Origin of the sequence: Reyranella sp., from assembly GCF_030651995.1 — a bacterium.
Classification (GTDB): Bacteria; Pseudomonadota; Alphaproteobacteria; order Reyranellales; family Reyranellaceae; genus Reyranella.
Genome location: NZ_JAUSBN010000068.1, coordinates 1 through 11,893, shown reverse-complemented (window position 1 = coordinate 11,893; position 11,893 = coordinate 1). Strand labels below are relative to the sequence as shown.

Genomic DNA, 11,893 nt, shown 5'->3' with positions numbered 1-11,893 from the left:
GTGGAATACCTCAACGAACTGCTCGCCCGCGCGAATCTCGGCCCATGGGACAGCTGGAGCATGCAGTACCGCGTGCTCGCGGTGGTCGTCGGCCTGCTCGTCGGCTACTGGGTACTGCAACTGCTCCTGCCGGTGGTGTTTCGCGTCCTGCGGCCTTTCATCTTCCTGGCCGTCATCCTCGCCGCCGTCTGGGCGCTGTTCCCGACCGAGGTCTGCTCGATCGAGGTTCTGTCGAAGATCCCGAAGCTCTGCGTGCGTTGACGATACTCCGTCGCCCTGAGAGCTTGTGATTCTTTCGGTGATTCTAAAGTGCAAGGTAACTTTAGAATCGTAGGGCTGCCGTGATGATTCGGCATCAGTCGTTGTTGCCCGGTCGGGAGAATCTTTTGTTGCTCGTCGCCGCACCGTTTTGCTCGGCGTCGAATTAAATCACAAACTCTGAGCGGAGCGCAGCGTAGCCGAAGGGCCTCTTTTACTTTCAACGGATCGGGTGACGGAAAAGAGGTCCTTCGACTACGCGCCTGCGGCGCTCCGCTCAGGACGACGACTCTAACCTACTTCAAACTGACGTTCGTCAGGTCGACGAACCAGGACTGCGCCGGGACGAAGCCCTGGACGTTCTTGTTGAAGGCGCGCGGGTTCAGGTCGTGCACGATGTAGAGCCAGGGCGGGTTGTCGACCAGCCGCTCGTGCGCCACCTTGAAGTTCTGCAGGATCGTCGCCTCGTCCGTCGCCTCGGCCAGGGTCTTGAGCGCCGTTTCGAACTTCTCGTCGTTCCACTGCTCGAAGTTGGATCCCATCGGCGAGAAATTAGCCGCGGCGAAGTAGCGGTACATCATGCCGACATCGCTGGACGGCGAACTCACGTTCAGCGCCATCGCCCCATTGAGCGACGGCGCATCGGGCGTGGCGCGGCTGGCGTTCAGCAGCACCTGCCATTCGACGGCATCGACCTGGATGTCGACGCCGCAGGCCTGCTTCAGATTCTCCTGCAACGCCTCGTTCATCGGCAACGGCAGCATCTGACCCGAGCCCGAGGTCGAGATCATCACCTTGAAGGAGAGCGGCTTCTGCGGCGTGAAGCCGGCTTCTGCCAGCAGCTTCTTGCCCTTCGCCGGATCGAACGTGTAGCGGTTCTGGGGATTGCCGAACGCGGCATCCGTGGGCTTCAGCCAGCCGACGGAGGGCTCGGCGGTGCCGTTCAGCATCGTGACGATGGCATTGCGGTCGATGCAGTAGTTCAGCCCCTGGCGCACACGGACGTCGGCCAGCGGGCTGTTCTTGGCGGCCATGTTGTAGAACCACGGCCAGACGTGCGGGTAGGAGTTGGTCGAGATCACGTACCCCGCCTGCTTCAGCGACGGGATACCGTCCGGCGGCGGCACCTCGATCCAGTCGACCCGCCCCGAGCGCAGCGCCGCCAGGCGCGTGTTGGCCTCCGGGATTGGCAAGAGCAGGATCGCGTCGACCTTGGCCTTCTTTCCGCCATCCCAATAGCCATCGTTGCGGCCCAGCGAGACCGACTGGCGCGGCACGACCTTGGTGATCTTGAACGGTCCGGTGCCGGCGCCGCCGGCGGCGCCGACCTTGTTCCAGTCCTTGCCGGCCTTTTCCCACTGTGTGGGCGAGGCGGTGAGGATGTAGGGCACCATCCACGGGAAATACGAGGCAACGACGGTCGTGGTGAGCGCCACGGTGTTGTCGTCGATCTTCTTGTAGCCCGCGAGAATCGGCACGCGGGAGCGCATGATTCCGGCCGAGTTTGCCTCGAACTGCGCACTGTCCTTGTTGAAGATGCGCTCGAGATTCCAGATCACCGCGTCGGCGTTGAAGTCGGTGCCGTCGTGGAACTTCACGCCCTTACGCAGATTGAAGATCCAGGTCTTCTTGTCGTCGGGTGCCTGCTTCCAGCTCTCGGCAAGACCCGGCCGCAAGGTTGCGAGCTGATCCGACTTCGAAAGGTCGAACAGGATCAGGCCCTCGAAGATCGGGAAACCGAGGAAGCGCATGCCCTCGAAGCCGTTGTTCGGCATGCCCGTGGTCGTCGGGATGTCCGACGCCGTCATGGCGATGCGCAGCGTTTTCTCCTGCGCCTGCGCGGCTGACAGCGGCAGCAGGGACGCGGCGGCCAGTGCCACGGCGAGACGGAATCGGCGAAGGCTCATGCATGTGCTCCTGAAGTCAGTCCCCGGAAGCGACATGCAATCAGCGGGCCATCAATTCCTCGAAGCGCTGGAGATAGTCCCGCGCATGCGCCTTGTAGTCGGCGCCGGGGATCTGCAGGTGAATGTCGGACACCATGGCCCACATGGCTTCACGCAAGGCACTGGCCGCCTTCATGGCCTGAAAGGCGCGGCGCAGGTCGGCCGGGACCTTGCCCTCGAAATAGGCATCCAGGAGCGCCTCATCCTCGGCATCGCCGAAGGCGCCGTTTGCCGACAGGTTGGCCAGGTCGAACAGGGAAGTGCCGAAGCCGCCATACTCCCAGTCGATCAGCCAGAGGCGGCTGCCATCGTCCATCACGTTGCCCGGCAGAAGGTCGTGATGGCCGAAGACGATGGGCATCGGCACCTGTGCCGCTTCAAGCACCCGGTTCGCCTCGAGGAAGCGCGGCACGTCGACGGCAAACGGGCTCGCCGAACCCGCGATCGTGCGCGCGTAGTCGCGAATCACGTGGAAGACCCAGAAGAAGTTCGGGGGACCGGCGAAATGCGTGCCGACGGAACGATGGCACTTCCGGAGCAGTGGCACGAGGCGCGGGATGTTCGCGCGCAGATCGGCTTCGGCAAAGGTCCGCCCGTCGACGTGGCGCATCACGAGGATGCCGGCCTCGGTGTGGACGACCTCAGGCGACAGGCCCGCGGCGTGGGCGGCGATCGACGCGGCACGCTCGCGATCGCGGAAGACGTGATGAACCGGAATGTCGTCGCCGATGCGCACGACGAACTTCTCGCCCGCGTCTTCGACGACGTATGACAGGTTGGTCAGCCCGCCCAGCAGCGGCGCCATCTTCACCGGGCCGCGCCAACACGTCAGGCCGGCGATTCTCCGTTCGAGATCAGTCACGGGCTTTTCGCATCGCGCGTGGTCTTCCAACCGTCATGTACTCGATCATTTCACGAGCCTCGGCGGCACGCTACCCTCATGCCCTTCTCGAGGAGGAAATGAATGCCCGACGTAAACGTCCCCAACACCATCACCGGCCGCGATGCCTTCCTGCGCGTGCTGAAGGACGAGGGCGTCACCAAGATGTTCGGCAATCCCGGCACGACCGAGCTGCCGATCATGCATGCGCTCTCCTCGGCTCCGGAGATGGGCTACGTGCTGGCCCTCCAGGAAGCCGTCGTGATCGCCATGGCCGACGGCTATGCGCGGGCCTCCGGCAAGCTGGTCTCCTGCAACGTCCACGTCGCGCCCGGCCTCGGCAACGCCATCGGGTCGATCTACACCTCGATGATGTCGGGCACGCCGATGATCGTGACCGCCGGCCAGCAGGAACAGGGCCACGGGCTCACCGAGCCCCTGCTCTACGCGCCGCTGGTGCCGATCGCCCAGCCGGTCGTGAAATGGGCGACCGAGGTCAACCGCATCGAGGACCTGCCGCGCATCCTGCGCCGCGCCGCCAAGGTCGCGATGACCGCGCCGACCGGCCCGGTCTTCATCTCGCTGCCAGGCGACATCCTGAACAACGAAGCCGCCATCGACATGGGCGAGGTGACCCGCGTCGACACGGCGGTGCGCCCGAGCGACGCCGCACTGGAACAGCTCGCCAGGCGCCTGCTCTCGGCGAAGAAGCCTGTGATCCTGGCCGGCCACGAGATCGCCACGTCGGACGCCTTCGCTGAGGCCGCCGAGCTCGCCGAGACGCTGGGCGCGCCGGTGCTGCAACAGACCGTGGCCTGGGGCGCCCACTTCCCCTCCGAGCATCCCGCCTATCTCGGCGCGCTGAACCGCGACCAGAAGTACGTGCGCCGCATCCTCTCCGACTACGACCTCATGCTCTGCGTCGGCTCCGACGTGCTGAAGATGTCGGTGTGGAGCGAGACCGAGCCACTGCCCGAGACCACCAAGGTGGCGATGATCGGCCTGCGCGACTGGGAGATGGGCAAGAACTTCCCGGCCGAGATCGCGCTGCGCGCCGATGTGAAGGAGACGCTCAAGGCTCTGGTGCCGCTGCTGAAGAAGCTGGGCGGCGCCAAGCTCGCCGAACAGGCCAAGGCGTCGCTCGCCGAGATTGCGACGCGCAACTGGAGCGCCCAGCGCGCGCAGAAGGCAGCCAAGGTCGCGACGCCCACGACCAGCCCCCTGCCCGCCGAATGGCTCATGATGCGTCTCAGCGACAAGCTGCCAAAGGACGCCATCATCGTCGAGGAAGGCCTCACCAGCACCGCGACCTTGCCGAGCTATTTCCCCTTCCGCGACCGCAACAGCTTCTTCGGCAATGTGAGCGGCGGCATCGGCTGGGGCATCGCCGCCGCGGTTGGCGTGCAGATCGCGGAGCCGAAGCGCCGCGTCGTGGCCGTGATCGGCGACGGCAGCGCCATGTACTCGATCTCGGCGATCTGGAGCGCGGCCAACCAGAAGCTGCCGGTAATCTTCCTGATCACCAACAACGAGGGCTACCAGATCCTCAAGAACCGGCTGAAGCTGTTCCACGGCAACGACACGCCGATCGGCATGGACTTCAACGATCCGCCGATGAACATCGCCAAGATCGCCGAGGGCTTCGGTCTGCCGGCCGAGCGGGTCGACACGGCGGAAGGCTTCGACGCCGCCCTCGACCGGGCGCTGGCGCGGACCGACGGGCCGACGCTGATCGAGGCCATGGTGAAGAAGGGCTGACGAGGAGGCGCATCATGCGCGAGGTCAGGCACGCTTACGTCGAGACGCGCGGCTTTCCGACCCACGTGGCCGAAGCCGGCAGAGGCGCGCCGTTGTTCCTTCTGCACGGCTGGCCGGAATTCTGGGCGACCTGGGAGCCGATGTTCGAACGGCTGCCCGATCGCTTCCGGCTGATCGCTCCGGACTTCCGCGGCTTCGGCGAGAGCGGCAACCCCACCCTGGGAGCTTCGGACCAGGCCGGCCCCGACGTGCTGGCCGACGATATCGTGGCCCTCCTCGACCGGCTGGGCATCGCCAGGGCGGGCTTCGTCGGCCACGATGTCGGCGCCTATGTGATGCAGCGGCTGGCGATCCGGCATCCCGACCGGGTGGCCGGGCTCTTCTTCTTCAACTGCGGCACCCACGGCGTCGGCGCGCGCTGGCGCGACCCAGAACAGATCAACGAGATCTGGTACCAGACCTTCCACCAGATGCCGTTCGCGCCCGCCATCGTCGGGGCCTCGCGAGACACATGCCGGGCCTACTTCCGGCATTTCCTGACCCACTGGTGCCATCGCAAGGACGCGTTCGACGGCGTGCTGGAGCGCTGGGTCGACAACTTCTTGCGCCCCGGCAACCTCCAGGGCGGCTTCAACTGGTACATCTCGCAGAACGCCGGCCGCCTCGCGGTCATGGCCGGAACAGCGCCCAAGCCGCCCATGATCACCCAGCCCGCGCGCGTCCTCTGGGGCCGCCACGACCCGGTGCTGAAGTCGGCCTGGATCGACGTCGTCGGAAACTACTTCCAGGACGTGGAAGCCGGCATTGCGGAAGATGCCGGCCACTTCGTTCACTACGAGCAGCCCGATCTCGCCGCCGCGGAGATCGCGAAGTTCTTCGAGCGGATCGGCTACCGCGTGGGATGATTCCGAGCTGGCGCCTCTTTGCCTGATCAGAGTGTGATAGGATTCCCGAATGCAACCGGGTCTCCTCGCCTACTACCGCGCCAACGGCAAAGCGACGGATCCAGGCCAGCATGCACACCTCTATGCCGGTCTGCCGTTGGAGGTTTCAGCGCTCGTCAGGAGCGTCCAGGGACTCATCGTCGACAAGGACTTCGTCGGCCTCTACGGCTTAGCGCTCGCAGACCGCGACCGCCTTGGTGAAGTCGACGCCCGCTATCTCTCGAATATCCTCGAACGGCTTCTCGCAAAGGATGGACGACCGCTGCTGCAGGCGCGCGAACCTGCCGCCCGGTTCGTCGGCAGTTGCCGCGACTACGCACTGCTCCTGTGCTCGATGCTCCGCCATCTCGGGATACCGGCGCGGATACGCTTCGGCTTTGCGACATACTTCTCGAAAAACCCGGACTCATATAGCGACCACTGCGTCTGCGAATACTGGGATGAAACCCAAAGGCGCTGGCTGCTCGTCGATGCCAACGTCGATCCAGTCGTCAAGTCGAAGGTCGGTGTTACAGCGAACGAGCTCGACCTGAGCTGCGACGAATTTCTAGTCGCCTCGAATGCCTGGCGACTGGCGCGTAGTGGACAGGCGGTTCCCGATCGCTTTGGCGTCCCGAGCATCGGAATCCAGGGTCTCTGGTTCATCCGCGGCAGCCTCCTGCGGGATCTCGCCGCTCTCAACAAGGTCGAGGTGCTTCCGTGGGACTATTGGGGCCTTGCTGATCGGATGCCCATCGACGCATTGCCGCATGAAGAAATGCCGTTCCTCGACGATTTGGCAGCGGTACTCGCAAGTTCGGATGAGCTGGCGGCAATCCAGGCGGCGTATGGCCGTGACGGGTTGATCGTGCCCGCTTTGATCAGGAGCTTTTCGCCCCTCCACGGCCAAACCGAGATCGAAGTGCGCTATTAGCCCGGCTGTATCAGGATCAGGGGTGGGCGCGCTCATGCAGCGGCCGCTCAACATCGTCAAACACAGCCTGCAAGGCATAGCCGGATTTCTCAAATCGAAGGTTCGTCTCAATGAAGGCCGTACAGACCGCTGATCTCAGCTCCATCGACAACTATTCCCCGGTCGACCTGCCTGCGCCCCAGCCGGGCGAGGGCGAAGTTCGTATCAGGGTTGCTGCCTGCGGGGTCGGTTTCGTCGATGCCCTGGTTGCGCTGGGCCGCTACCAGGTCAAGCCGTCCCTGCCTCACGTGCCCGGTGCCGAGATCGGGGGCTTGGTGGATGCGCTGGGGGCAGGGGTCACGGGAGTCGCAATAGGAGAGCGTGTCCTGGCGCAGGCGCGCGGCGGGTTTGCAGAGTACGCGATTGCCCCCGAACGGGCCGTCAGCCGCATACCTGACCGGATGAGCATGAACCAGGCCGCCGGCTTTCGTGTCAACTACGGCACGGCCCTGCACGGCCTTCGCGATCGCGCTGCACTGAAAGCTGGGGAGACCCTGGTGGTGATCGGCGCTGCCGGCGGAGTCGGACTGGCTGCAGTCCAGGTCGGTCGGTTACTCGGCGCGAACGTCATCGGTGTCGCCTCGACCGCGCAGAAGCGCGTCGTCGTTGAAGAGGCAGGCGCAGGAGCGACCCTCGACCGAGTCGTTGACGGATGGCGGGAGAGGCTGAAGGCAGTGTCCCCGAACGGCGTCGACGTCGTCTTCGATCCGGTCAGTGGCCCCTTGCTGCAGCCTGCGTTCCGGTCGCTTGGATGGGGCGGGCGCTACCTCATTGTAGGCTTTGCTGGGGGCGACATTCCGGCCCTGCCGGTGAATTTGCCACTCCTCAAAGGAGCAGCCCTCGTCGGCGTAGACTATCGTCAGTTCGGCGCCGTGTTCGAGGCCGACGCCGCCGCCTGCGACCTCAAGGAGCTGCTCGCCTGGGTCGCGAAGGGCGAACTCGACGTGCCGGTCGGCAGAACCTTCCCGTTCGGCGAATACCGCGAAGCGCTCGAGTATGCGCTCTCCGGTGACGGAACGGGCAAGACCATTCTGGTGGTCGATCCGAGCATAGGCTAGCGCCGCCGTAACAACGCGGCGGGCCAGGAACTTCTTCTGGATCTCGGGTTGGCGTCCTAGGTCGCCTTCTCGTGTTTCTTGATGGCCGGCATCAGGCCGGTCGGGTCGACCAGCTTGCCGTGCGCCAGCATGTTGTGGGCATGGGCCAGATGGTGGAGCGCGAACGAGGTCTGCATGGCGCCGACCCGGCCCTGTGCGTCCTGCGCCGCGTTGATGGCCTGCTTCACCAGCTTCAACGCAAACAGCGGCTTCTGGGCGATGCGCTCGGCCATCGCCAGGCCGAAAGGTTCGAGTTCGGCGCGCGGCACGACATGGTTCACCATGCCCAGGCGATGCGCCTCGGCCGCCTTTATCCAGTCGGCGGTGAACAGGAACTCCTTGGCCTTGCGGATGCCCATCTCCCAGGGATGGGCGAAGAACTCGGCGCCACCCACGCCCATGGCCACCGAATGGTCGAGGAACTCGGCGTCCTCCGAACAGACGATGAGGTCGCAGGGCCACATCAGCATCAGCCCGCCGATCATCACCTTGCCATGGACCAGTGCCAGCGTCGGCTTGGGAATGTTGCGCCAGCGCTCGCAGAAACCGAGGTAGATCTCCTGCTCGCGCGCGTATTGCGCCTCGGCGCCGGGCTTGCCGAAGCCACCCCAGGTCCCAACCGTGTCATGCTTGGACATGTTGCCATGCCCGTCGACTTCGCGCAGGTCATGACCCGAGGAGAAGTGCGGGCCGTTGGCTGACAGCACGATCACCTTCACCGTGTCGTCGTGGGCGGCGCGGTCGAAGGCCTCGTTCAGCGCGTAGAGAAACGCCGTGTCCTGGGCGTTGCGTGTGTCGGGCCGGTTGAGGACGATGCGGGCGATTCCGCCCGGCAGGGTCTCGTAGAGGATCGGCGACGTCGTCATGGCGGGCTCCCGGATGTTTCCGGGAGCCTACCGTACGAAACGTTCCTCGTCGCTCAGCCGCGCGCCGGCTGGGTCGTCGGCCGGGCCGCCGCCTCGACGACCATGTTCTTCATGGCCTTCTGCAGCTTGTCGAAGGCGCGCACCTCTATCTGGCGAACCCTCTCGCGACTGATGCCGTACTTGGACGACAGGTCCTCGAGCGTCTTCGGCTCGTCGACCAGACGCCGCTCCACGATGATGTGGCGCTCGCGGTCGGTGAGCTGCTTCAGGGCCGCGGCGAGCATGCCCTTGCGCTGGCCCAGCTCCTGGCTCTCGCCCAGCCGGGCTTCCTGGTTCGGCGAATCGTCGACCAGCCAGTCCTGCCACTCCATGTCGCCCTCAGCCTTCACCGGGGCGTTGAGCGACGAATCGGGCGCGGCGAGGCGGCGGTTCATGTTCACCACCTCCTCCTCGGGCACGCCGAGGCGGGTGGCGATCTTGGTCACCTGCTCGGGCGTAAGGTCGCCCTCCTCGATGGCCTGCATCTGGCCCTTGAGCTTGCGCAGGTTGAAGAACAGCTTCTTCTGCGCCGCCGTGGTGCCCATCTTCACGAGCGACCAGCTATGCAGGATGTATTCCTGGATCGAGGCGCGGATCCACCACATGGCATAGGTGGCCAGACGGAACCCGCGGTCCGGGTCGAACCGCTTGACCGCCTGCATCATGCCGACGTTGCCCTCGGAAATCAGCTCGGCGACCGGCAGGCCGTAGCCGCGGTAACCCATGGCGATCTTGGCCACCAGGCGCAGATGGCTGGTGACCAGGCGATGGGCGGCCTTGCTGTCGCCGTGCTCGCGCCAGCGCTTGGCCAGCATGAATTCTTCCTGCGGCTCCAGCAGGGGAAACTTCCGGATGTCCGACAGGTAACGGCTGAGATTGCCCTCGGGCGTCAGGGATGACGGCAGGGCGGGAAGGTTTGCGGTGGCTACACTCATGGCTACTCCCCCTTTCGTACGCGGGATCGCCGGTGAACGAGTGTTTAGCACTCTCGTCCCCCGACTGCTAAATCCGACTGTAGAAGTCGGAATGCCCTCGGGTCAATATCTAATTCCTAGTAACCCCCTCAGGTATTGAGGGGTTTTACTTAACGCTGTTCAGCGTTCCCACCAACTTCCTGAAGTCTTCAGGCAATTCTGTGGCAAATCTTACGTTCTCCCCCGTCTTTGGATGTCGAAAGGCGAGCACAGATGCGTGAAGAGCCTGCCGAGGGAACATTTTCAACGCCTCGGGTGCACCGCCGTTGCGGGACTTGCGGCCGTAGACCTGATCTCCCACCACCGGGCAGCCGATATGAGCCATGTGGACACGGACCTGATGGGTCCGGCCTGTCCCAAGCTTGGCGCCCACGAGACTTGCGATCGGCGCCAGCGGCGACCCGAAGCGCTTCTCCAGCCAATATTCGGTGAAAGCGGCCCGGCCGCCCGTCTTGCGCACCGCCATGCGCTTGCGATCGACCGGGTGCCGTCCCAACGCCTCCTCGACCGTCCCGCGCGGAGCCTTGGGCGCGCCCCAGACCAAGGCCGTATAGATGCGCTCTAGATCGTGGGCGGCGAACAGCTTGGAAAGCGCATGGTGGGTGGCATCGTTCTTGGCCACGACCATGACCCCCGACGTGTCCTTGTCGAGCCGGTGGACGATGCCGGGCCGGCGCACGCCGCCGATGCCGGACAGGCTGTCGCCGCAATGGGCCAGCAAGGCGTTGACCAGTGTCTGGTCCGGATTCCCGGGGGCGGGATGAACCACCATCCCGGCCGGCTTGTTCAGAACCAGCAGATCCGTGTCCTCGAACAGGATCTCCAGGGCCATGTCCTGGGCCTGCGGAACGGCCGGTTCGGGCTCCGGGATATCGACGATGACCACATCGCCCGTTTTGACCTTGCGGGACGGCTCTTCTATCGTCTGACCTCCCGCAAGCGCTACGCAGCGGCCCTCGATCAGTGCCTTCACGCGGCTTCGCGTCAGGGCAGGCAAGGCATCAGCCAGCGCGCGGTCCAGCCGTTCGCCGGCGGCGCTCTCGTCGAAGGTCACGGTGTGGCGACCGGCGTCGCTCATGGAGTTTTCTTGGCGTCCCCTGCTCAGGCCTCTGCACCACTCTGGCTGAAGGTGCTGGTAATCGGAATGGGCCTGCTGATCGTGGTGGGCTTCGTCGTCGCGGTCGCCGAAATCGCCCGGCGCATCTCTACGCCCAACGCCGGCCGTTCGCCAGCATCGGCGACCGCCGATGGCTTCACCGAACGCATTGCCCTCCCCTCCGGCTCCCGTGTCGTGTCGATGAATGCCGTGGGCGATCGCCTCGTCGTGCACATCGAGACCCCGGGCGGCCCTGCCGCCTATGTCGTCGACCCGCGCAACGGCGCCCTGCTGGGCAAGATCGAATTCCCGCCCGGCGTCGGCCGCTGAGCTCAACGACATCCGCACGAGGACAGGCATGAACTTCCGAAGCGACAACGAAGTGGGCGCGCATCCCGTCGTCCTCGAGGCGGTGACGCGGGCCTTCTCCGGCGGTGGCACGGCGCCGTCCTATGGCGCCGACGAATGGACCCATCGGGTCGAGCGGCGCCTGCGCGAGATCTTCGAGAAGCCGGATCTCGTCGCCTTCCCCGTTGCGACCGGCACGGCCGCCAACTCGCTGGCGCTGTCCTGCTGTACGCCGTCCTGGGGCTCCATCTACTGCCATGCCGAGGCGCACATCGTCGTCGACGAGGCCAATGCGCCGGAATTCTTCACCTCGGGCGCCAAACTCTGCCCCCTTCCCGGCCCCGCCGGAAAGATCGACCAGAAGAAGCTCGCCGAAGCGCTGGCCCAGCCGGTCTACGGCGTCGTGCATCATCCGCAGCCGGCCGCCGTCAGCATCACCCAGGCGACCGAATGCGGCACCGTCTACGGTCCCGACGAGGTCGTCTCGATCGCCACGACGGCCCACCGCCATGGACTCAAGCTGCATATGGACGGGGCGCGTTTCGCCAACGCCCTCGCCTTCGTCGGCTGCTCGGCCGCCGAACTGTCCTGGATGGCGGGCGTCGACGCGCTGAGCCTCGGCGCGACCAAGAACGGTGCCCTGGCCGCCGAGGTCGTGGTGTTCTTCGATCCCGACCTCGCGCGCGAGTTCGAGTTCCGCCGCAAGCGGAGCGGCCACCTCTTCTCCAAGATGCG

At 65.2% G+C, this 11,893-nt stretch carries 12 protein-coding genes; 7 read left to right on the top strand and 5 right to left on the bottom strand.

The annotated features are described in order from the left end of the window. A complete protein-coding gene (locus Q7V45_RS21200; protein ID WP_304855811.1) occupies positions 1-261 on the top strand; it encodes a hypothetical protein in 261 nt (86 codons plus the stop codon). A gap of 293 nt (positions 262-554) precedes the next feature. On the opposite strand, the gene Q7V45_RS21195 is transcribed toward Q7V45_RS21200, so the two are convergent. Further along, positions 555-2,165 (bottom strand): ABC transporter substrate-binding protein, encoded by a 1,611-nt coding sequence (locus tag Q7V45_RS21195; protein WP_304855810.1) that lies wholly within the window; start codon positions 2,163-2,165, stop codon positions 555-557. A 40-nt stretch (positions 2,166-2,205) separates the two neighbouring features. Beyond that, positions 2,206-3,066 (bottom strand): choline kinase family protein, encoded by an 861-nt coding sequence (locus Q7V45_RS21190; protein WP_304855809.1) that lies wholly within the window; start codon positions 3,064-3,066, stop codon positions 2,206-2,208. Between the two features lie 102 nt (positions 3,067-3,168). On the opposite strand from Q7V45_RS21190, the gene Q7V45_RS21185 reads away from it, so the two are divergent. The 4 genes from Q7V45_RS21185 (at position 3,169) to Q7V45_RS21170 (ending at position 7,796) form a co-directional block, all read left to right on the top strand. Continuing rightward, positions 3,169-4,842: a thiamine pyrophosphate-binding protein gene (locus Q7V45_RS21185; protein WP_304855807.1), complete on the top strand. Its 1,674-nt coding sequence runs from the start codon at positions 3,169-3,171 to the stop codon at positions 4,840-4,842. Between the two features lie 14 nt (positions 4,843-4,856). Then, on the top strand, positions 4,857-5,747 hold the full coding sequence (locus tag Q7V45_RS21180; protein WP_304855806.1) for an alpha/beta fold hydrolase: 891 nt from the start codon (positions 4,857-4,859) through the stop codon (positions 5,745-5,747). A gap of 49 nt (positions 5,748-5,796) precedes the next feature. Beyond that, entirely contained in the window at positions 5,797-6,699 is a 903-nt protein-coding gene (locus Q7V45_RS21175; protein ID WP_304855804.1) for a transglutaminase domain-containing protein, read from the top strand. Positions 6,700-6,809: 110 nt separating this feature from the next. Further along, positions 6,810-7,796, top strand: a complete 987-nt coding sequence (locus Q7V45_RS21170) for an NADPH:quinone oxidoreductase family protein (protein WP_304855802.1) — start codon at positions 6,810-6,812, stop codon at positions 7,794-7,796. 56 nt (positions 7,797-7,852) lie between these two features. On the opposite strand, the gene Q7V45_RS21165 is transcribed toward Q7V45_RS21170, so the two are convergent. The 3 genes from Q7V45_RS21165 to Q7V45_RS21155 all read right to left on the bottom strand — a co-directional run bounded on the left by Q7V45_RS21165 (position 7,853) and on the right by Q7V45_RS21155 (position 10,792). Then, positions 7,853-8,701, bottom strand: a complete 849-nt coding sequence (locus tag Q7V45_RS21165) for an enoyl-CoA hydratase (RefSeq protein WP_304855800.1) — start codon at positions 8,699-8,701, stop codon at positions 7,853-7,855. A gap of 53 nt (positions 8,702-8,754) precedes the next feature. Further along, positions 8,755-9,675: an RNA polymerase sigma factor RpoH gene (gene rpoH, locus Q7V45_RS21160; protein ID WP_304855797.1), complete on the bottom strand. Its 921-nt coding sequence runs from the start codon at positions 9,673-9,675 to the stop codon at positions 8,755-8,757. Between the two features lie 145 nt (positions 9,676-9,820). Beyond that, on the bottom strand, positions 9,821-10,792 hold the full coding sequence (locus Q7V45_RS21155) for an RluA family pseudouridine synthase (RefSeq protein WP_304855795.1): 972 nt from the start codon (positions 10,790-10,792) through the stop codon (positions 9,821-9,823). A 9-nt stretch (positions 10,793-10,801) separates the two neighbouring features. Here Q7V45_RS21155 and Q7V45_RS21150 point away from each other — a divergent pair, with 9 nt between their 5' ends. Then, complete coding sequence (locus Q7V45_RS21150; RefSeq protein ID WP_304855792.1) at positions 10,802-11,140, top strand: DUF6476 family protein; 339 nt, start codon at positions 10,802-10,804, stop codon at positions 11,138-11,140. A 28-nt stretch (positions 11,141-11,168) separates the two neighbouring features. Continuing rightward, a partial coding sequence (locus tag Q7V45_RS21145; RefSeq protein ID WP_304855790.1) for a low specificity L-threonine aldolase occupies positions 11,169-11,893 on the top strand: 725 nt, incomplete at its 3' end.

Coding starts and splice junctions, on each gene's coding strand:
- Q7V45_RS21180 (WP_304855806.1), top strand. CDS start 4,857: ATGCGCGAGGTCAGGCACGCTTACGTCGAGACGCGCGGCTTTCCGACC.
- Q7V45_RS21165 (WP_304855800.1), bottom strand. CDS start 8,701: ATGACGACGTCGCCGATCCTCTACGAGACCCTGCCGGGCGGAATCGCC.
- rpoH (WP_304855797.1), bottom strand. CDS start 9,675: ATGAGTGTAGCCACCGCAAACCTTCCCGCCCTGCCGTCATCCCTGACG.
- Q7V45_RS21175 (WP_304855804.1), top strand. CDS start 5,797: ATGCAACCGGGTCTCCTCGCCTACTACCGCGCCAACGGCAAAGCGACG.
- Q7V45_RS21170 (WP_304855802.1), top strand. CDS start 6,810: ATGAAGGCCGTACAGACCGCTGATCTCAGCTCCATCGACAACTATTCC.
- Q7V45_RS21195 (WP_304855810.1), bottom strand. CDS start 2,165: ATGAGCCTTCGCCGATTCCGTCTCGCCGTGGCACTGGCCGCCGCGTCC.
- Q7V45_RS21185 (WP_304855807.1), top strand. CDS start 3,169: ATGCCCGACGTAAACGTCCCCAACACCATCACCGGCCGCGATGCCTTC.
- Q7V45_RS21155 (WP_304855795.1), bottom strand. CDS start 10,792: ATGAGCGACGCCGGTCGCCACACCGTGACCTTCGACGAGAGCGCCGCC.